Annotated in this window: 20 protein-coding genes and 1 riboswitch; of the genes, 9 read left to right on the top strand and 11 right to left on the bottom strand. The window is 58.9% G+C overall.

The annotated features are described in order from the left end of the window. Positions 1 to 119: 119 nt before the first annotated feature. A complete protein-coding gene (locus MMW58_RS03360) occupies positions 120 to 527 on the bottom strand; it encodes a YgiW/YdeI family stress tolerance OB fold protein (RefSeq protein WP_241722751.1) in 408 nt (135 codons plus the stop codon). Between the two features lie 151 nt (positions 528 to 678). On the opposite strand from MMW58_RS03360, the gene qseB reads away from it, so the two are divergent. From qseB to MMW58_RS03340, 4 genes are all read left to right on the top strand, one after another. After that, on the top strand, positions 679 to 1,338 hold the full coding sequence (gene qseB, locus MMW58_RS03355) for a quorum sensing response regulator transcription factor QseB (RefSeq protein WP_241722750.1): 660 nt from the start codon (positions 679 to 681) through the stop codon (positions 1,336 to 1,338). Next, entirely contained in the window at positions 1,335 to 2,684 is a 1,350-nt protein-coding gene (gene qseC, locus MMW58_RS03350; RefSeq protein WP_241722749.1) for a quorum sensing histidine kinase QseC, read from the top strand. The genes qseB and qseC overlap by 4 nt, the downstream gene beginning before the upstream one ends. 106 nt (positions 2,685 to 2,790) lie before the next feature. Continuing rightward, on the top strand, positions 2,791 to 3,372 hold the full coding sequence (locus MMW58_RS03345; protein WP_041147270.1) for an NAD(P)H-dependent oxidoreductase: 582 nt from the start codon (positions 2,791 to 2,793) through the stop codon (positions 3,370 to 3,372). A 35-nt stretch (positions 3,373 to 3,407) separates the two neighbouring features. Beyond that, positions 3,408 to 3,722, top strand: coding sequence for a putative quinol monooxygenase (locus MMW58_RS03340; protein WP_045856859.1), 315 nt, complete (start codon positions 3,408 to 3,410; stop codon positions 3,720 to 3,722). 101 nt (positions 3,723 to 3,823) lie between these two features. Here the strand turns inward: MMW58_RS03340 and parE are convergent, their stop codons facing one another. The 5 genes from parE to nudF are packed head-to-tail and all read right to left on the bottom strand — an operon-like array spanning position 3,824 to position 8,228. Then, on the bottom strand, positions 3,824 to 5,719 hold the full coding sequence (gene parE / locus MMW58_RS03335; RefSeq protein WP_041147272.1) for a DNA topoisomerase IV subunit B: 1,896 nt from the start codon (positions 5,717 to 5,719) through the stop codon (positions 3,824 to 3,826). A gap of 30 nt (positions 5,720 to 5,749) precedes the next feature. Further along, positions 5,750 to 6,325, bottom strand: a complete 576-nt coding sequence (gene yqiA / locus MMW58_RS03330; RefSeq protein ID WP_045856855.1) for an esterase YqiA — start codon at positions 6,323 to 6,325, stop codon at positions 5,750 to 5,752. Continuing rightward, on the bottom strand, positions 6,325 to 7,152 hold the full coding sequence (gene cpdA / locus MMW58_RS03325; protein ID WP_133600907.1) for a 3',5'-cyclic-AMP phosphodiesterase: 828 nt from the start codon (positions 7,150 to 7,152) through the stop codon (positions 6,325 to 6,327). The genes yqiA and cpdA overlap by 1 nt, the downstream gene beginning before the upstream one ends. 24 nt (positions 7,153 to 7,176) lie before the next feature. After that, positions 7,177 to 7,599, bottom strand: a complete 423-nt coding sequence (locus MMW58_RS03320) for a DUF1249 family protein (RefSeq protein ID WP_041147275.1) — start codon at positions 7,597 to 7,599, stop codon at positions 7,177 to 7,179. After that, positions 7,596 to 8,228, bottom strand: a complete 633-nt coding sequence (nudF, locus tag MMW58_RS03315) for an ADP-ribose diphosphatase (RefSeq protein WP_041147276.1) — start codon at positions 8,226 to 8,228, stop codon at positions 7,596 to 7,598. Before nudF ends, MMW58_RS03320 begins: the two co-directional genes overlap by 4 nt. 195 nt (positions 8,229 to 8,423) lie before the next feature. On the opposite strand from nudF, the gene tolC reads away from it, so the two are divergent. The 3 genes from tolC (at position 8,424) to MMW58_RS03300 (ending at position 11,903) form a co-directional block, all read left to right on the top strand. Then, positions 8,424 to 9,884 carry an outer membrane channel protein TolC gene (gene tolC, locus MMW58_RS03310; RefSeq protein ID WP_241722748.1) on the top strand — a complete coding sequence of 487 codons (1,461 nt, stop codon included), beginning with the start codon at positions 8,424 to 8,426 and terminating at the stop codon, positions 9,882 to 9,884. Between the two features lie 181 nt (positions 9,885 to 10,065). Beyond that, positions 10,066 to 10,737 carry a DUF1190 family protein gene (locus MMW58_RS03305; protein ID WP_133600905.1) on the top strand — a complete coding sequence of 224 codons (672 nt, stop codon included), beginning with the start codon at positions 10,066 to 10,068 and terminating at the stop codon, positions 10,735 to 10,737. Positions 10,738 to 10,742: 5 nt separating this feature from the next. Next, positions 10,743 to 11,903, top strand: coding sequence for a glutathionylspermidine synthase family protein (locus tag MMW58_RS03300; RefSeq protein WP_115191859.1), 1,161 nt, complete (start codon positions 10,743 to 10,745; stop codon positions 11,901 to 11,903). A 49-nt stretch (positions 11,904 to 11,952) separates the two neighbouring features. Here the strand turns inward: MMW58_RS03300 and ygiD are convergent, their stop codons facing one another. Continuing rightward, the gene (gene ygiD / locus MMW58_RS03295) at positions 11,953 to 12,744 is read right to left on the bottom strand and encodes a 4,5-DOPA-extradiol-dioxygenase (RefSeq protein WP_133600904.1); all 792 of its coding nucleotides are present in this window, start codon (positions 12,742 to 12,744) and stop codon (positions 11,953 to 11,955) included. Positions 12,745 to 12,937: 193 nt separating this feature from the next. Between ygiD and zupT the strand changes: the two genes are divergently transcribed. Continuing rightward, the gene (gene zupT / locus MMW58_RS03290) at positions 12,938 to 13,708 is read left to right on the top strand and encodes a zinc transporter ZupT (RefSeq protein ID WP_241722747.1); all 771 of its coding nucleotides are present in this window, start codon (positions 12,938 to 12,940) and stop codon (positions 13,706 to 13,708) included. A gap of 56 nt (positions 13,709 to 13,764) precedes the next feature. On the opposite strand, the gene ribB is transcribed toward zupT, so the two are convergent. Then, entirely contained in the window at positions 13,765 to 14,418 is a 654-nt protein-coding gene (ribB, locus tag MMW58_RS03285) for a 3,4-dihydroxy-2-butanone-4-phosphate synthase (protein WP_045856843.1), read from the bottom strand. Between the two features lie 107 nt (positions 14,419 to 14,525). After that, positions 14,526 to 14,677: riboswitch (FMN riboswitch) on the bottom strand. A gap of 120 nt (positions 14,678 to 14,797) precedes the next feature. Here ribB and ubiK point away from each other — a divergent pair. Beyond that, a complete protein-coding gene (ubiK, locus tag MMW58_RS03280) occupies positions 14,798 to 15,067 on the top strand; it encodes a ubiquinone biosynthesis accessory factor UbiK (protein WP_041147283.1) in 270 nt (89 codons plus the stop codon). A 29-nt stretch (positions 15,068 to 15,096) separates the two neighbouring features. Here the strand turns inward: ubiK and glgS are convergent, their stop codons facing one another. The 3 genes from glgS to glnE form a co-directional block, all read right to left on the bottom strand. Further along, positions 15,097 to 15,306, bottom strand: a complete 210-nt coding sequence (gene glgS, locus MMW58_RS03275) for a cell surface composition regulator GlgS (RefSeq protein WP_115191857.1) — start codon at positions 15,304 to 15,306, stop codon at positions 15,097 to 15,099. A gap of 263 nt (positions 15,307 to 15,569) precedes the next feature. Next, positions 15,570 to 17,003: a bifunctional D-glycero-beta-D-manno-heptose-7-phosphate kinase/D-glycero-beta-D-manno-heptose 1-phosphate adenylyltransferase HldE gene (gene hldE / locus MMW58_RS03270; RefSeq protein ID WP_133600903.1), complete on the bottom strand. Its 1,434-nt coding sequence runs from the start codon at positions 17,001 to 17,003 to the stop codon at positions 15,570 to 15,572. A gap of 58 nt (positions 17,004 to 17,061) precedes the next feature. Continuing rightward, positions 17,062 to 19,899 (bottom strand): bifunctional [glutamate--ammonia ligase]-adenylyl-L-tyrosine phosphorylase/[glutamate--ammonia-ligase] adenylyltransferase, encoded by a 2,838-nt coding sequence (gene glnE / locus MMW58_RS03265; protein ID WP_241723682.1) that lies wholly within the window; start codon positions 19,897 to 19,899, stop codon positions 17,062 to 17,064. Positions 19,900 to 19,904: the final 5 nt, after the last annotated feature.

Raw genomic sequence — 19,904 nt, 5'->3', positions numbered from 1 at the left:
ACCGTTCGGACGGCAAAACTACCCGCGATAATACCCTATCTAACGCCCTGAGTCACAGGGCGTTAGACCGGTTGAGGATTCTGTTACGTGGAGCGGCGGCGGCGGCCCGCTCAGAGGCTTTACGGGGCGACTTTGCTTATCTGCTTCACGTCGATTTCCACCGAGTTCCAGTCCTTATCGACCTCACCCTGAATTTCCACCGTATCCTTCGGGGTCACGGTGACGCCATTCCAGCGCTTGTGGTCAATATCGACATTCACCGTCCCGGAGGCATCCTGGAATTTATAAAGATCGTCGGAGATGCGCTCAACAATTTTACCGCGCAGGGTCACCCAGGTGTCGTCACGCAGGGATTTGGCATTCTCTACCGTCGTCACGCTGCCGTTCGGGCCCACAAAGCCGCCTTTTTTCGCGGTTGTCTGGCTGGTTTGCGCGGCGCCAGGGCCGGAAAAACCACCCTGCTCGGCAGCCAGTACCGGCATAGAAACTAAAGCAACGATTGCGGTAATTGCGGCGATTTTCTTCATGATGTGTTCTCCCTTTGTGTTGATATCGTCACCATTAGGCCTGGCAAAACTTAACAACTTCTTAAGCGGAAAAAAGAAATTTTATTGCTGTACAGAGGGCGCCGCAACGCGTTTTACTGCGCGTACATCCGCGAGCCACAGGAGCAGGCCAATGCGTATTTTAGTGGTGGAAGACGACAAACTCATCGGCGACGGCATCAAGGCCGGGCTGAGCAAAATGGGCTTCAGCATCGACTGGTTTACGCGTGGCGAAGAGGGAAAAGCCGCGCTCTACGCCGCTCCCTATGACGCGGTCATCCTCGATCTGACGCTGCCCGGCATCGACGGTCTCGATATCCTGCGCGAATGGCGCGATAAAGGTCACCACGAGCCGGTGCTGATCCTCACCGCGCGCGATGCGCTCAGCCAGCGGGTTGAGGGGCTTCGGCTCGGCGCCGATGACTATCTGTGTAAGCCTTTCGCCCTTATCGAAGTCGCCGCCCGTCTCGAAGCGCTTATCCGTCGCGCCCACGGCCAGAGCAGCAGCGAGCTGCGCCACGGAAACGTCACCCTCGACCCCGGCCGCCTGACGGCCACCCTGGCGGGGGAGCCGCTGGCGCTGAAGCCCAAAGAGTTCGCCCTGCTCGAACTGCTGATGCGTAACGCCGGGCGCGTGCTGCCGCGCAAGCTCATTGAGGAAAAGCTCTATAGCTGGGACGACGATGTCTCCAGCAACGCCGTGGAGGTCCACGTACACCATCTGCGCCGCAAGCTCGGGAGCGAGTTTATCCGCACCGTCCACGGCATTGGCTACACCCTGGGGGACGCATGAAGCGGCTGGGTCGGCTAAGCCTGCGCGTTCGCCTGACGCTGCTTTTCTTCCTGCTCACCAGCCTGGCATGGGGAATAGCCTCGTTTATTGCCTGGCAGCAGACCGCCCACAAGCTGGATAAGCTGTTTGATACCCAGCAGCTGCTGTTTGCCCGCCGTCTGAGCGCGATGAATTTCGCTGAGCTGCATACCTCTCCCCCGCAGGTGCGGGCGAAAAAGAAGGTCAGGCATGGCCACCTTGACGATGACGCGCTGGCCTTCGCCATTTTCACCACCGACGGCAACATGGTGCTGCACGATAGCGAAAACGGGCAGGATATTCCGTGGGATAACCGACGAGAAGGCTTCAGCGACGGCTACCTGCGTAACGATGATGATGAGTGGCGCTTTCTTCAGCTCACCACCGCCGACGGCCGCTACCGCATTGTCGTCGGCCAGGAGTGGGACTATCGCCGGGAGATGGCGCTGGATATCGTCACCTCGCAGCTCACCCCCTGGCTGGTGGCGCTGCCGCTGATGTTCCTGCTGCTGATCGTCCTGCTCAGCCGGGAGCTGGCGCCGCTGAAGCGGCTCGCCCGCACCCTGCGCCTGCGCGCGCCGGATTCGGCGGAATCGCTTAACGTCGACAGCATTCCCAGCGAAGTCCGTCCGCTGGTCGATGCGCTGAATCAGCTGTTTGCCCGAACTCACGACGCCATGATCCGCGAGCGCCGCTTTACCTCCGACGCCGCCCACGAGCTGCGTAGCCCGCTGGCGGCGCTGAAGGTGCAAACCGAGGTCGCCCAGCTGTCGATGGACGACCCTCAGGGGCGTGAAAAGGCGCTGGCGCAGCTGCACGTCGGGATCGATCGCGCTACCCGGCTGGTCGATCAGCTCCTGACGCTGTCGCGCCTCGACTCCCTGGCCGCGCTCGAGGACGTGGATAGCGTCGCCATCGACGAGCTGCTGCAGTCGGCGGTGATGGAGATGTACCATCCGGCGCAGCAGGCGGGCATCGAGCTGCGTCTGCATCCGCACGCCGCACGGGTGACGCGCGTGGGTCAGCCGCTGCTACTTAGCCTGCTGGTGCGTAACCTGCTGGATAACGCCGTGCGCTACAGCCCGCGCGGAAGCCGGGTGGATATCATCCTCGACGCCCGCGGATTTCGCGTTTGCGATAACGGCCCAGGTATCAGCCCCGAAGCGCTGGCACGTCTCGGCGAGCGCTTTTATCGCCCTCCCGGCCAGGATGAGCCGGGCAGCGGGCTGGGGCTGTCTATCGTCCGGCGTATTGCCGCCCTGCACGGCATGACCGTCACCTTCGGTAATGCTGCCGACGGCGGCTTTGAAGCGCGGGTCGGCTGGTAGCGGGATTATTGCGAAAAAAGCAAAAGACTTTGCACATTTTGCTCATTTTACCGCCTCGCCCTGCGGGGTAAAATAATCGACAAAATTGAAACGCCAGGGATAAAAAATGAGCAACATTCTGATTATCAACGGAGCGAAGAAATTCGCTCACTCTAACGGCCAGCTGAACGACACCCTGACCGAGGTCGCGGATGGTTATCTGCGCGACGCCGGGCATGATGTTAAAATCGTCCGCGCCGAAAGCGAATACGACGTTAAAGCAGAAGTACAAAATTTCCTCTGGGCCGACGTCATCATCTGGCAAATGCCGGGCTGGTGGATGGGCGCGCCCTGGACCGTGAAAAAGTATATCGATGATGTCTTCACCGAAGGCCACGGCTCGCTATACGCCAGCGACGGCCGCACCCGCTCCGATGCCAGCAAAAAATATGGCTCAGGCGGTTTAATTCAGGGCAAGCGCTACATGCTCTCCCTGACCTGGAACGCCCCGATGGACGCCTTTACCGATGAAGAGCAGTTCTTCCACGGCGTCGGCGTTGACGGCGTTTACCTGCCGTTCCACAAAGCCAACCAGTTCCTCGGCATGACCGCCCTGCCGACGTTTATCGCCAACGACGTGATTAAAATGCCTGATGTTCCGCATTACATCGCAGAATATCGCAAGCATCTGGCGCAGATTTTTGGTTAACTAAAGATCTATAAACAGAAGGAGTTGAGTACATCATGTTGACAGTGATTGCAGAAATTCGCACCCGCCCGGGCCAGCACCATCGCCAGGCGGTGCTCGATCAGTTCGCCAAAACGATTCCGCTGGTTTTACAGGAAGAGGGCTGCCACGGCTATACGCCGATGATCGACCACGCCGCAGGCGTTAGCTTTCAGAGCACCTCCCCCGATTCCATCGTGATGGTGGAGCTGTGGGAAAGCGTGGCGCATCTCGAAGCGCACCTGCAAACCCCGCATATGAAAGCCCACGGCGAAGCGGTGAAGGGCGACGTGCTGGAAGTCAGCATTCGCATCCTGCAGCCGGGCGTTTAAGTCAATAAGTAAACCCGCTGGCCTGCGCTATGACGGCCAGCAAAAAGGGAGCCGCTGGCTCCCTTTTTTGTATGATTACAGCTGCCGGCCGGCCAGCCGAATCAGGCTTCAATATCCGCCATATCGCCTTTTTCCTGCAGCCAGTTGCGGCGATCTTCCGAGCGCTTCTTGGCTAACAGCATATCCATCATCGCGTTGGTCTGCTGCTCGTCCTCATCGCTGATAATCAGCTGAACCAGACGGCGGGTATTGGGGTCAAGCGTGGTTTCACGCAGCTGCATCGGGTTCATTTCGCCCAGCCCTTTAAAGCGCTGAACGTTCGGCTTACCCTTCTTGCGCTTGAGCTGCTCAAGCACCCCGGCTTTCTCTTCTTCCGTCAGCGCGTAGTAAACCTCTTTGCCGAGGTCGATACGGTACAGCGGCGGCAGCGCCACGTGGACGTGTCCGTGCTTGACCAGCGTGCGGAAGTGCTTAACGAACAGCGCGCAGAGCAGCGTGGCGATGTGCAGGCCGTCGGAGTCCGCATCCGCGAGGATACAGATCTTGCCGTAGCGCAGCTGGCTCAAATCATCGCTATCCGGATCGATACCGATCGCCACTGAAATATCGTGCACCTCCTGCGAGGCCAGCACTTCATCCGAAGAGACCTCCCAGGTATTGAGGATCTTGCCCTTCAGCGGCATGATCGCCTGATACTCGCGGTCGCGCGCCTGCTTGGCAGACCCGCCCGCCGAGTCCCCTTCCACGAGGAACAGCTCGGTACGGTTGAGGTCCTGGGCGGTGCAGTCCGCCAGCTTGCCCGGCAGCGCAGGGCCGCTGGTCAGCTTCTTACGCACCACCTTCTTGGCCGCGCGCATCCGGCGCTGGGCGCTGGAAATCGCCATTTCGGCCAGCAGCTCCGCGGCCTGGACGTTCTGGTTCAGCCACAGGCTGAAGGCGTCTTTTACCACGCCGGAGACGAAGGCCGCGCACTGGCGCGAGGAGAGGCGCTCTTTGGTCTGGCCGGCGAACTGCGGATCCTGCATTTTTACCGACAGCACGTAGGCGCAGCGATCCCAGATATCCTCCGCCGAGAGCTTGACGCCGCGCGGCAGAATATTGCGATATTCGCAGAACTCACGCATCGCCTCCAGCAGGCCCTGGCGCAGGCCGTTAACGTGCGTCCCGCCCTGCATGGTCGGGATCAGGTTGACGTAGCTTTCGGTTAACAGCTCGCCGCCTTCCGGCAGCCACAGCAGCGCCCAGTCGACCGCTTCGGTTTCACCGGAGAAGTTGCCGACGAACGGCTGTTCCGGCAGCAGCGGCAGGCCGTTCACCGCTTCGCGCAGATAGTCCGTCAGGCCATCTTCATAGCACCAGCGCTGCTCGCTGTTGTTCACCAGGTCACGGAAGACAATCTCCACGCCGGGGCACAGTACGGCTTTGGCTTTGAGCAAATGGGTCAGGCGCGATACGGAGAAGCGCGGGCTGTCGAAGAAGCTTTCATCCGGCCAGAAGTGGACGCTGGTACCGGTATTACGTTTGCCGCAGGTGCCGGTGACGTGCAGCTCTTCAACCTTATCGCCGTTCTCAAACGCAATGCTGTAGACCTGGCCATCGCGGCGTACGTTAACCTCAACGCGCTTCGACAGGGCGTTGACCACCGAAATACCCACCCCGTGCAGGCCGCCGGAGAACTGGTAGTTCTTACCGGAAAACTTGCCGCCGGCGTGCAGCCGACACATGATCAGCTCAACCGCCGGAACCCCTTCTTCAGGATGGATATCGACCGGCATTCCTCGCCCGTCGTCGATAACTTCCAGCGATTGATCGGCATGAAGAATGACTTCCACGCGTTTGGCGTGGCCGCCCAGTGCTTCATCCACACTGTTATCAATAACCTCCTGACCAAGATGGTTAGGACGTGTCGTGTCGGTGTACATTCCCGGGCGGCGGCGAACCGGCTCTAGCCCGGTGAGTACCTCAATGGCATCAGCGTTGTATGAAGATTGCGTCATGGTGTGTATTCGTAGGTAGTCCAGGAATGCTTAGCGCAGGCCCAGAAAATCGATAATCTGAGTGAAATGATCTTCAAAGCCGACAAATGCATGATTGCCGCCCTCCTCTACCGTCTGCCGACATGAGGCGTAGTAGCCAACGGCCTGGCGATAATCCAGCACTTCATCGCCCGTTTGCTGTAACAGCCAGAGTAAATCAGGCGATTCCAGCGGGTCGATTTGCATGACTTTGAGATCGTAAATATGGCGAGACTCTAGCACATATTGCTGCCCCGTGTACGGATTCTCATTGAGGCCGAGGAAATTGTTCAGCAGCTCAAACGGGCGTACGGCCGGGTTTACAACCACCGTTGGCAGCATAAAACACTGCGATAGCCAGGTTGCGTAGTAGCCTCCCAGCGAAGAGCCGACAACGCCCAGCGGTTCCCCGCCGTGCTCGAGTACGATCGCTTCCAGCAGCTCCGCCGCTTCAGCGGGGTAAACCGGCAGCTCCGGCACCACCATGTTAATTTCAGGATAATTTTGCGCCAGCCACGCCTTCAGCGCCGTCGCTTTAGCCGAGCGCGGCGAGCTGTTAAATCCGTGCAGATAGAGGAGCGTAGCCATCAGTATCCTTCTGAAGCGATATCCGGGTGAAATTTCACGCCGCTAAGGCGGCAAACTTCGGTCGTCAGGGTGCCGTCGGGATGCAGATCCAGCCAGCGCCAGCCGGGAGAAACGGTATCCAGCGTGAAGTTGTCGCAGTGCGGCTTAAACTGCACGCAGGTTGACGGCGTGGCCATCATGCGTCGCCCGCCCCAGTTGAGATCCAGCTCCTGATGAATATGACCGCACAGCAGATGCCTGACGCGAGGAAAGGCGGCCAGCGCGCGATCGAGCGCCGCGGCGTTGCGCAGGCTATGCTGATCCAGCCAGCTGCAGCCCGAGGCGAGAGGATGATGATGCAGCAGCAGCAGCGTATAGCGTTCCGGCTCTGCCGCGAGCTTGTGCTCAAGCCACTCCAGCTGAAAATCGCTTAATTCACCGTGGGGAACGCCGAATACCTGGCTGTCCAGCAGCAGTACTTGCCAGCGTTCGCCGAGCAGAACGCGCTTGGCGGAGGAAATGCCTGATTCCTGCAGCGTGCTGTACATTGCCGGCTGAAAGTCATGATTGCCCGGCAGCCAGACGCAGGGCGCAGCAAAACTCGCGATACCCTCAGCGAAGTGCTGATAGGCCGCGGCCGAGTGGTCCTGTGCCAGATCGCCTGTCGCGACAATCAGATCGCACTGGCGCTGTGAGGCGTGGATGGCATCCAGCACGGCCTGATAGCTTTCCCAGGTATTGATGCCTAACAGCGTTTCATGTTTTTCAGCAAACAGGTGAGTATCAGTAATTTGTAATATCCTGACTCTGGCCTCACCAGCCAAAGGAAGGTTTAACAGGCTTTCCAAATGGTGTCCTTAGGTTTCACGACGCTAACAAACCGGAATCGCCATCGCTCCATGTGCTAAACAGTATCTCAGCCAGTCGGCTAAGAACTGGTTAATTTGATGCTTTTCGTCGCGTTGATGCAACTTTTTATTAGGATAATCATACCGCGCTTTGAAGCGAAAAATCTGCTGACTCGAACACACTTCGGCCACCATCGCGTCATGATACAGGCGTACCGTCATGGACGGTAAACTCCAGTAGCTCACCGCCGGCGCCGTTTGCTCAATCGACACCAGTGTAGTGTAGCGGGTCGACTCAACGATAGTTAGCCGGTACTGCGCACTGCCCACCTGGTAGCCCGCCATATCGCCCACTGCGTCGGTTCGAGGCAGCAGGCGGCGCAACTGGGCAAAATTGGTTTCACACAGGCGCATCATTTCAGGGAAGTCAGGCGTATAACGCTTCATTTTGACCACTCATTACGTAAATTGTGATAGTGCAGCTGCAGCCATTGCAGCGCGATGACAGAAGCTGCGTTGTCGATCTTCCCTTCTTCTACCCACTGATAAGCCTGCTCCCTGCTGACCACATGAACCCGAATATCCTCATTTTCATCCGCCAGGCCGTGGATGCCTTTTGCCGTCGTCGCATCGACTTCCCCCACCAGAATCGACAGCCTCTCGCTGGTGCCGCCGGGGCTGGCCAGATAGCTCAGCACCGGTTTTGTCCGGCCGACTTCAAGGCCCGCCTCTTCCACCGCTTCACGGCGGGCGACCTCCTCAGGCGTTTCGCCTTCTTCAATCATGCCGGCCACCATTTCGAGCAGCCACGGGCTCTCGCTGGTATCATAGGCGGCAATGCGAATCTGCTCGACCAGCACAACTTCATCACGTATCGGGTCAAAGGGTAGCAAGACGGCGGCATGCCCGCGCTCAAAAATTTCGCGCGTCACTTCGCCGCTCATCCCGCCGTTGAACAGACGGTGGCGAAAGCGGTATAAATCCAGCGAAAAAAAACCACGATAAAGCGTTTCGCGTGCAATAATTTCTACATCGTTTTTAGCGAAGGTAATTCCCTGCTTGTTGGGCTTGCTCATTGTCGGTGTCCTGCGAATTCGAAAGTAGGGATTTATAAGCCGTTTGGCTACCGTTTTACAGTCCGTATGTTAGATTGGTGCAAATTACCGCCGGATGGCACGTAACGCCAACTTTTTACGGCGACAGACTCTATACAATCAGCAGATATATTTAGCTTTTGGGCAGCGCTTTATGCTTCACAACAAGGAATGCAAATGAAGAAATTTTTCCCCATCCTTATCGGCCTGGGCCTGACTGGCTTCAGCGCCATAAGCCAGGCAGAAAACCTGATGCAGGTTTATCAGCAGGCGCGCATCAGCAACCCTGACCTGCGTAAATCAGCAGCCGATCGTGATGCTGCATTCGAAAAGATCAACGAAGCACGTAGCCCGTTACTGCCTCAGCTCGGTCTGGGTGCAGATTATACTTATACCAACGGCTATCGCGACGCCAATAATCAGAATTCCAACGTCACCAGCGGGTCACTGCAGTTAACACAAACGCTGTTCGATATGTCGAAATGGCGCGCGTTGACGCTGCAGGAAAAAGCGGCCGGTATTCAGGACGTCACCTATCAGACCGACCAGCAGACGCTGATTCTGAACACCGCTACGGCCTACTTTAACGTGCTGAGCGCCATCGATACGCTCTCCTATACCGAAGCGCAGAAGCAGGCGATCTATCGTCAGTTGGATCAGACCACCCAGCGTTTTAACGTCGGCCTGGTTGCCATTACCGACGTGCAGAACGCCCGTTCCCAGTACGACTCCGTGCTGGCCAACGAAGTCACCGCGCGTAACAACCTCGACAACGCGGTTGAAGCGCTGCGTCAGGTGACCGGCAACTACTATCCGCAGCTGTCGTCGCTGAACGTTGATGGCTTCAAAACCAACAAGCCGCAAACGGTGAACGCGCTGCTGAAGGAAGCGGAAAACCGCAACCTGTCGCTGCTGCAGGCTCGCCTGAACCAGGATCTGGCGCGTGAGCAGATTCGCCAGGCGCAGGACGGCCACCTGCCGACGCTGGATTTAAACGCGTCTACCAGCGTATCCAATTCCAAATATAACGGTTCGAGAAGTACAACTCCGGACAGAGACATCGGCCAGAACACTATTGGCCTGAGCTTCTCGCTGCCGCTGTATCAGGGCGGGATGGTTAACTCGCAGGTGAAACAGGCGCAGTACAACTTCGTCGGCGCCAGCGAGCAGCTGGAAAGCTCGCACCGCACCGTGGTGCAGACCGTTCGCTCTTCCTTTAATAACATCAACGCCTCTATCAGCAGCATCAACGCCTACAAACAGGCGGTGGTCTCTGCCCAGAGCTCCCTTGATGCGATGGAAGCCGGCTATTCCGTTGGTACACGTACCATCGTTGACGTGCTGGATGCGACAACCACGCTGTATAACGCCAAGCAGCAGCTCTCAAGCGCACGTTATAACTACCTGATTAACCAGCTGAACATCAAGTCCGCGCTCGGTACGCTGAACGAGCAGGATCTGACTGCGCTGAACAATACGCTGGGTAAACCTGTCGACACCTCACCGGATAGCGTTGCGCCGGAAACCCCGCAGCAGGACGCCAGCGCCGACGGCTACGCCAGCAGCGCGGCGCCAGCGGCTAAACCGGCAGCCGTTCATACCACGAAAACCAGCGGCGCGAATCCTTTCCGCCAATAACCTTCGTTGCGTCACCGCGCCCCGCTTAGCAGATTCCGCTAAGCGGGGCGTTAAACGTAAGGCAACGTAAAGATCTCCTCCTTTCCGCTCCTTTCCGCCCCTGGTCGCTTCATTTTCCACCACTCATCCTCTATCCTGAGCGTTAACAAACCGCCATACCACTGGGTCCAGGAAGACAAATATGAAACGGACAAAAAATATTAATCATGCCTCGTTCCGCAAAAGCTGGAGCGCTCGCCATCTGACGCCGGTCGCGCTCGCCGTGACGGCCGTCTTTATGCTCGCCGGCTGCGAAAAAAGCGACGAGACGGTTTCTCTGTATCAAAATGCCGACGACTGCTCTGCGGCCAACCCTGGCAAAGGCGCAGAATGCACCACCGCCTTTAATAACGCGACCAAAGAAGCTGAACGTACCGCGCCAAAATACGCCACCCGTGAAGATTGCGTGGCGGAGTTCGGTGAAGGCCAGTGCCAGCAAACGCCGGCTCAGGCAGGCGTCGCGCCGGAAAACCAGGCTCAGGCACAAAGCAGCGGCAGCTTCTGGATGCCGCTGATGGCCGGCTACATGATGGGCCGCATGATGGGCGGCGGCATGGGCGCGCAGCAGCCGCTGTTCAGCTCGAAAAACCCGGCCAGCCCGGCCTATGGTCAGTACACCGATGCCGGCGGCAAGAGCTACGGCGCCGCGCAGCCGGGTCGTTCTATGAACGTACCTAAGACGGCCATGGCGCCGAAACCTGCGACCACCAGCACCGTGACCCGCGGCGGCTTCGGCGAGTCGGTGGCGAAACAGTCCGCCATGCAGCGTAGCGCCGCAGGGACCACCTCATCTAAACGCTCAATGGGCGGCTAAAACTCATGGAAAGAATCAGCATCACGGAGCGCCCGGACTGGCGCGAAAAAGCGAGCGAATATGGCTTTAGCTTTCATACCATGTACGGCGAGCCGTACTGGAGCGAAGAGGCCTATTACAAGCTGACCCTGGCGCAGGTTGAGAAGCTGGAAGACGTTACCGCCGAGCTGCATCAGATGTGCCTGCAGGCGGTAGAAACCGTGATCGGCAGCGATGAGCTGATGGCTAAATTCCGCATCCCCAAACACACCTGGGGCTTCGTGCGTCAATCGTGGAAAACCAACCAGCCGTCGCTCTATTCGCGCCTCGATCTGGCGTGGGACGGCGTTGGCGAGCCCAAGCTGCTGGAGAACAACGCCGATACGCCAACCTCGTTGTATGAGGCGGCGTTCTTTCAGTGGATTTGGCTGGAAGATCAGCTCAACGCCGGCCAGCTGCCGGCAGGCAGCGACCAGTTCAACAGCCTGCAGGAAAAGCTGATTGAGCGCTTTACCGAGCTCCGGGAACAGTTTGGCTTCCAGCTGCTGCATATGGCGTGCTGCCGCGATACCGAAGAGGATCGCGGTACCGTACAGTATCTGCAGGACTGCGCGGCCGAAGCCGGCGTCGCCACCGAATTCCTCTATATCGAAGATATCGGCCTCGGCGAAAAGGGGCAGTTTACCGACGTTCAGGATCAGGTCATCGGCAATCTGTTCAAGCTTTATCCGTGGGAGTATATGCTGCGCGAGGTCTTCTCTACCAAGCTGGAAGACGCCGGCGTACGCTGGCTTGAGCCGGCATGGAAGAGCATTATCTCCAACAAAGCGCTGCTGCCGCTGCTGTGGAAGATGTTCCCGAACCACCCTAACCTGCTGGCATCCTGGTTCAGCGAAGACGCGCATCCCGAAATGGAGAAGTACGTCATCAAGCCGATTTTTTCCCGCGAAGGCGCAAACGTGTCGATCGTTGAAAACGGCAAGGTGGTGGAAGCGGTTGAAGGCCCGTACGGTGAAGAAGGTACCATCGTCCAGGAGTTCTATCCGCTGCCGAAGTTTGGCGATAGCTATACGCTGATCGGCAGCTGGCTGATCAACGATAAGCCAGCCGGGATCGGCGTTCGCGAAGATCGGGCGCTGATCACCCAGGATCTTTCACGCTTCTATCCGCACATTTTTGTCGAGTAGTCTCCTGCCCCGGCGGCATTACGCCTGCCGGGGCATCTCCATTTCCCCGCTACGCGCCGACCAGCACTGACAGCATGCTTAACGACCCCATTTCCATTCCTTCTACCGGCACGGAAATCGGCTCTTCACCGTCCCAGGCACCCAGCACGTACAGCAGCGGCAGGAAGTGTTCCGCCGTCGGGTTTGAGAGCGATCCGCCCTCGTGCGTCAGATAGTTCACCAGAGGATGCTGCTCCGTCGGCCCTTTCCAGGTCAGGTTCGTTTTCACATACTCGTTGAACGATTCCGCCCAGGGATACGGCGTGCTTTCGCCATGCCAGCGCGCCGTGCGCAGGTTATGCACCACGTTACCGCTCGCAATCAGCATAATGCCCTCATCGCGCAGCGCCGCCAGCCTGCGCCCCATCTCCAGATGCCAGGCCGCCGGCTTGCTGCTGTCGATGCTCAGCTGCACCATCGGAATATCGGCATCCGGATACATTTTGATGAGCACGCCCCACGAGCCGTGGTCGAAGCCCCAGGCTTCTTTATCCAGCGTCACCGGCACGGGTGCCAGCAGCTCAACCAGGCGCTGCGCCAGCTCAGGAGAGCCCGGAGCCGGATAGTGCGTATCGTACAGCGCCTGCGGGAAGCCGCCAAAATCGTGGATCGTTTTCGGAGCTTCCATCGCCGTGACGCCGGTACCGCGCGTAAACCAGTGTGCGGAGACCACCACAATCGCCCGCGGACGCGGTAGCGTTTCGCCCAGATGCCGCCAGGCGCGAGTATAGATGTTATCTTCCAGCACGTTCATCGGGCTGCCGTGGCCTAAAAACAACGCTGGCATTCGGGTAAGGGACATGATGATATCCTTGAGTAGAGGAGATTTGATGCCTTCACATTACGCGTTTTTGCATCAGGATAAACTCAGATAAGCATGATGATCATCATCAGAAAATTTGAATGTAAGCCGCGGTAAAGACGTCATTTCCCTCTCGCTGCCATCGGGTAAGATGGATATTATGAATGATAATCATTATCAAAGGAGCTGAGTGATGTCATCCCCCCTCATATTGACCCTGCTGGCCGGTAGCGCGACCTTTATCGGCGCGATTTTCGGCGTACTGGGCCAAAAACCGTCCAACCGTCTGCTGGGTTTTTCTCTCGGTTTCGCCGCCGGGATTATGCTGCTTATTTCACTGATGGAGATGCTGCCCGCCGCGCTGAACGCCGAGGGGATGTCGGCGCTGCTCGGTTACGGCATGTTTGTTATCGGCCTGCTGGGCTACTTTGCGCTGGACCGTATGCTGCCGCACGCTCATCCGCAGGATCTGATGTCGACCGGCGTCCCGCGCCCGCGCAATCTGCGCCGCGCCGCGATTCTGCTGACCCTCGGTATCAGCCTGCACAACTTCCCGGAGGGCATCGCCACCTTTGTGACGGCCAGCAATAACCTGGAGCTGGGTATGGGCGTCGCGCTGGCGGTCGCACTGCATAACATTCCGGAAGGGCTGGCGGTTGCCGGCCCGGTGTATGCTGCAACGGGCTCGCGCCGCAAGGCGGTTTTCTGGGCTGGACTCTCCGGAATGGCCGAGATCCTCGGCGGCCTGCTGGCCTGGCTGATCCTCGGCAGTCTGGTGTCGCCGGTGGTGATGGGCGCCATTATGGCCGTCGTCGCCGGGGTTATGGTGGCGCTGTCGGTTGATGAGCTCATGCCGCTGGCAAAAGAGATCGATCCGCAAAGCAACCCAAGCTATGGCGTGCTGTGCGGTATGTCGGTGATGGGATTTAGCCTCGTGGCCCTGCAGGCGATGGGCATTGGCTAGCGCCAAAAACAACAAAGCCCACGGTTAAGTGGGCTTTAGAGAACAGCGAAGCCGGATTAGCTGGCTTTACGCTCGTGCTCGCGGCGATAGGCCACCAGATCTTCGATGGTGACCACGGCCATATTGTGCTGCTGAGCAAATTCGATGCACTGCGGCGCGCGGGCCATAGAGCCATCGTCGTTAGTCAGCTCACACAGAACCCCCGCCGGCTTGAAGCCTGCGAGAGTTACCAGATCGATAGTGGCTTCGGTGTGGCCGCCGCGGGTCAACACGCCGCCCGCCTGCGCGCGCAGCGGGAATACGTGGCCTGGACGATTCAGGTCAGAAGGTTTTGCGCCATCGGCAATCGCGGCGCGCACGGTGGTGACGCGGTCGGCAGCGGATACGCCGGTCGTGACGCCTTCTGCGGCTTCGATGGTCACGGTGAAGCCGGTACCGTAGGCGCTGGTGTTATTTTCCACCATCATCGGCAGGTCGAGCTGCTTGCGGCGTTCATCGGTCAGGCACAGGCAAACAATACCGCTGCCGTGGCGAATGGTCAGCGCCATCTGCTCAACGGTCATGGTTTCGGCGGCGAAAATCATATCGCCTTCATTTTCACGGTCTTCATCGTCAAGTACCATCACACCGCGGCCTTCGCGCAGTGCATTTAACGCGTGTTCTACACGTTCAAAAGCGGTACCAAAAGAGGAAAGGAGCGTCTGATTCATGGTAAAAAAACCTCATTAAAATTATGGTTACCAGAATCAGGGCAGTCTTAGGAGTGCCGGTTAAGCGGCAAAAAAGTCAACGCAAGCGGATCGCAATCCGACTGAGCCGTTACTCTCTCCCATCCGGACTCTAACCGTCGGCCCCGGAATTACACCGGATCTGCTGACCTTTTTGCTTTCGCAAAAAGCGCTCGCGGGCTTTCAACGCTATGGTTGATTTACCGCCGGTGGGGAATTTCGCCCCGCCCTGAGAATAAGCGAGATAACTATAACGCTATTGATTATCCTCGGCAATGCATAAGCTTCAAACATTTCTGGTTTATAGGCGGCGCCGATCGCACTACAATGGACGGTAAATCGACCAGAGCAGGAAACCACCATGATTGACCCGAAAAAAATTGAACAAATCGCCCGCCAGGTCCATGAATCGATGCCGAAAGGCCTTCGTGACCTTGGGGAAGACGTGGAGAAAAAAATCCGTCAGGTGCTCCAGTCGCAGCTGACCCGCCTCGATCTGGTCAGCCGTGAAGAGTTTGACGTGCAGACTCAGGTGCTGCTGCGCACGCGCGAAAAGCTGGCGTTACTCGAACAGCGCATCAGCGATCTGGAAAGCCGAACGGCCGCGCCGAGCGTCGAAGAGAAGCAGTAAAAAAACGGGCCATCAGGCCCGTTGTTGTATCAGTGTTCCAGCTCTGTCGCCGGCGTCTCTGGCTGGCTAACCTGACGACAGTAGAGCGCATACCGCTGGCAAAACCATTCACGATGATCCTCATCCATATTGCCGACAATGGCCTCGAGATCGACAACGTGGCCCTGCGCGTGCATCCTGGCAAAGCTCAGCGCCAGAAAGTCAAAATTCTTCATTGAATACAGTTCGTTATGGTTCATCCGCATACTCCTTCAGCCGTGGGTGTTCTGAGTGGTCATATGCTTTACTGACTTCAGTATTTATCCTTACGTTAACTTTTTTTGCGCGAAAAATGCGCAAAACAAGAACAATTATTGCGCTGAATCATTTACGCCATCAATTAAATAAAAAAGGCCCGCGATCGGACGATCGCAGGCCTCTTTAAGTACGGCTTTCTCACTACCCTCCCGGCCGCACGATGCTTACCGGGACGATGGTCGAGCCGCCGCTCGGCGGGGAAATATTACTTCCCGCTATCTTTCTGGATCTTTTTGATAATGTTGGTGGTCGAACAGCCATCTTCAAAATTGAGCACCAGCACCTCGCCGCCGTTTGCCCAGACCTCTTCGCTCCCGGCAATCTGCTCTGGCTTATAGTCACCGCCTTTCACCAGCAGATCCGGCAGGATCCCGGCGATCAGGCGCTGCGGCGTGTCCTCTTCGAAAGAGACCACCCAGTCAACGGCCTCCAGCGCGCCCAGGACGATCATCCGCTGCTCAAGCGGGTTCACCGGACGGGACTCCCCTTTCAGACGTTTTGTCGACGCATCGCTGTTGACCGCCACAATCAGGCGATCGCCCAGCTTGCGCGCGTTTGCCAGATACGAAACGTGGCCCGCGTGCAGGATGTCAAACACGCCGTTGGTCATCACCACTTTCTCGCCGCGCTTGCGCGCCGCGGCCACCGCCTGCCTGAGCTCTTCTTCATTCATCACGCCAAAACCGGTCTCAGCGCGCCCGCGTACCGCGTTTTCCAGCTCGATCGGTGAAACGGTTGAGGTGCCCAGCTTGCCGACGACCACGCCGGCCGCCGCGTTGGCGAAATAGCACGCCTCTTCCAGCGTATTGCCTGAGGCGAGGGTCGCCGCCAGTACGCCAATCACCGTATCGCCGGCGCCGGTGACGTCATACACTTCCTGCGCCTGGGTTGGCATATGCAGCGGCGGTTTGCCCGGCTGCAGCAGCGTCATGCCCTGCTCGGAGCGGGTCACCAGCAGCGCGGACAGTTCAAAATCAGCAATAATCTTCAGGCCGCGCTCAACGATTTCCGCTTCGTCCTTACATTTCCCCGCCACCGCTTCAAACTCAGAGAGGTTCGGGGTCAGCAGGGTGGCGCCGCGATAGCGCTCGAATTCGGTGCCTTTCGGATCGATCAGCACCGGGACGCCCGCATCCCGCGCCAGCTTAATCATCGTCTGCACGCTGGCCAGAGCGCCTTTTGCATAGTCAGAGAGGACCAGCGCCCCGATAGAACCCAGCGCCTGCTGAATACGTTCGTGCATCGGCTGCGGATCGACGCCGGAAAAGCCCTCTTCAAAATCGAGGCGGATCAGCTGCTGGTTGCGCGACAGCACGCGCAGCTTGGTGATGGTCGGGTGGGTCGGCACCGAAACGAAGTCGCACTTCACGTTGACGTCGGCCAGCGCTTTACTCAGCGCGCGGGCGGCATCGTCAATCCCGGTCAGGCCCACCAGCCGCGAGGTCGCACCGAGCGACGCGATATTCATCGCGACGTTTGCCGCGCCGCCGGGACGCTCTTCGATATTTTCCACTTTCACCACCGGCACCGGGGCTTCAGGGGAAATACGGCTGGTGGGACCATACCAGTAGCGGTCCAGCATCACATCGCCAACCACCAACACTCCTGCTCGTTCAAACTCCGGCAGCGTTACTTTCATTACTCACTCCTGCGAGATGCAAACTTTGCGCGCGATAATAGCACACCCGGTTTTTTAGTTAAGCTATCAACCACTTCTGCCAGCTGGCGCTAACCTGCTCACGTTCATGAGCAAAAGCCTCCGGCGCGACGTTGCCCGGCTGCTCCTGCAGCGCCAGATGGTGCAGCGCATCGCGCAGCGTGGTGTAAGCATGGGTCAACGCCCGAGCCTCTTCTTCATCCATAATGTCGTTCTGCGCCAGCAGCTCCAGAATGCGCACATTATCGGACCAGCGCGTCAGCTTCGGCTTGTCGTGGGCATAGCGTAAGACCAGATACTGGGTGATAAATTCAATATCGGTGATCCCGCCGGCATCAGCTTTGATATCAAAGCGATCGCGCTGCTTATTGCCAAGATGGGCGCGCATTTTTTCACGCATTTCCCGTACCTCGGTCTGCAGCGTCGCCCCCTCGCGCTGGCGGGTGAGGATAGCGCGGCGAATCTCATCAAACCGGGTCTGCAGCTCGGGATCGCCGTAAACCACCCGCGCGCGGACCAGCGCCTGATGTTCCCAGGTCCAGGCTTCATTTTGCTGATAGTCGGCGAAGGAATCGGTGGTGGTGACCAGCATGCCCGCGGCGCCTGACGGACGCAGGCGGGCATCCACTTCATAGAGGATCCCTGAAGAGGTGCGGGTGCTGAAGAGATGCATAATGCGCTGCGCCAGCCGCAGATAGAACTGGCGGCCGTCAATCTCGCGTTCGCCGTCGGTCATGGCCTCCGGCGGGCAGTCGTGGAGGAATACCAGATCCAAATCGGAGCTGTAGCCCAGCTCCCAGCCGCCCAGCTTGCCGTAGCCGACGACGGCAAAGCCGCGCCCCTGACGGTCGCGCAGGTGCGTCGGCTGGCCATAGCGCGCCACCATCTGCATCCACGCCTGCTGGACAACCGCATCGATCATCGCCTCGGCCAGCCAGGTTAAGTGATCGCTCACTCTCATCACCGGCAGCGTGCCGGCGATATCCGCGGCGGCAATGTGCAGCAGCTGCGCCTGCTTGAACTGACGCAGTGCCTCCAGCTGCTGCTCTTCGTCCTCTTCCGGTACGCGCAGTAAATACTGGCGCAGCTCATCGCGATAGGCGTCGGTCGCCGTCGGCTGATAGAGCGTATTCGGGTCCAGCAGCTCGTCCAGCAGCAGCGGGTGGCGCGCCAGCTGGCTGGCGACCATCGGCGAGGCGGCGCACAGGGAGATCAGGTGCTTGAGCGCGCCGGGGTACTCGCTGAGCAGCTCAAGATAGGTCGTGCGGGTCACGATACCGGTCAGCAGCGGCGTAATGCGCGCCAGCGGCAGCGGCGCGTCCGCACGCGCGCACACTTCGCTGAGCAGATGCGGCATCAGCTGATCCAGCACCTGCCGTCCGCGCGGGCCAATGGTGCGCCTGTCGAGCTCTTTGCGGAAATCGGCGATCAGCGCCAGCACGCTGCGCCGATCGGCATCATCGAGGTGCGCCAGCGCCGGGCTGGTGTCATCCTCCTCCAGCGCGTCCTGCCACAGCTCGCGCCAGTACTCGGCAAGCTGTTCATCCGGCGACTGCGCTTCGTCATCGCCAATCAGATCGTTGAATACCCGCCTGACGCTGGCCATTTTCTCTTCCAGCTGCGCGCTCAGCGTCGCCCAGTCGGCAACGTGCATTCCCCACGCCAGGCGAGCGCGGTTGAGCTCATCCTGCGGCAGGGTTTGCGTCTGCTCATCGTTGATGCTTTGCAGCAGGTTTTCGAGACGACGTAAAAACAGGTAGGCCTCGCGCAGCCGGGAAGCATCGCCTTCCGGCAGCAGATGCAGCTCCTCGATAGCCGCCAGGGTTGGCAGCAGCGCCCGCAGCTGCAGCGCGGGCTCGCGGCCGCCGCGGATCAGCTGAAAGACCTGGACGATAAATTCAATTTCGCGGATCCCGCCGGCGCCGAGCTTGATATTGTCCTTCAGCCCGCGGCGGCGAACCTCGCGGGCAATCATCCCTTTCATATTACGCAGCGACTGGATCACGCTGAAGTCAATGTAGCGACGGAAGACGAACGGCCGCAGCATGGCGCGCAGCTCGCTGGCATAGATGCCTTCGTTATCGCCCATGATCCGCGCCTTAACCATCGCATAGCGCTCCCAGTCTCGCCCCTGCTCCTGGTAGTAATCCTCCAGCGCGGCGAAGCTCAGCACCAGCGGGCCGCTGTCGCCAAACGGGCGCAGGCGCATATCCACGCGGTAGACAAAGCCGTCCTGGGTGGCCTGATCGAGGGCCTTAATTAAACGCTGGCCGAGGCGGGTAAAGAACTGGGCGTTATCCAGCTCGCGGCGCCCGCCGCGGGTTGCGCCGTGCTCCGGCCAGGCAAAAATCAGGTCGATATCGGAGGAGAAGTTAAGCTCTCCTCCGCCAAGTTTACCCATCCCGAGGATCAGCAGCGGCTGCGGCTTGCCTTCGGCGCTGCAGGGCGTGCCCCACTCCCGGCAGCAGGCGGCGTATAGCCAGTCCCGGGCGGCGACAATCAGCGTCTCCGCCAGCGCGCTAAGCTGCTGCAAACTACTCTCTTCGCTGACCAGCGACAGCGCCTGCGCCCAGGCGATGCGCACCATAATCCGGCGGCGGAACAGGCGCAGCTCGCACATCAGCGCCGCTTCGTCATTCACCTCCGCCAGCGCCGCCTGCAGCCAGTCGGCATAGTGACGCCACTCATCCGCTTCCGGCGGCGAGCTCTCCAGCTCAGCCAGCCACTGCGGCTGGGCGACCAGGCTCTGCTCGACGAAATCGCTGAACGCCATAACCGACTGCGCCTGCGGACTTAACGTTTGTAATGGAAAATCCGCTGGTAGCCGGTCTACAACCGTCTGCCAGTGCTGCTGTAACTGCGAAGAAAGCGGCATTATAGGGG

Source organism: Klebsiella sp. HC6, from assembly GCF_022605325.1.
Lineage (GTDB): Bacteria > Pseudomonadota > Gammaproteobacteria > Enterobacterales > Enterobacteriaceae > Klebsiella > Klebsiella terrigena.
Note: the sequence above shows the minus strand (reverse complement) of the source record. Positions and strands in the feature narration are given on the sequence as shown.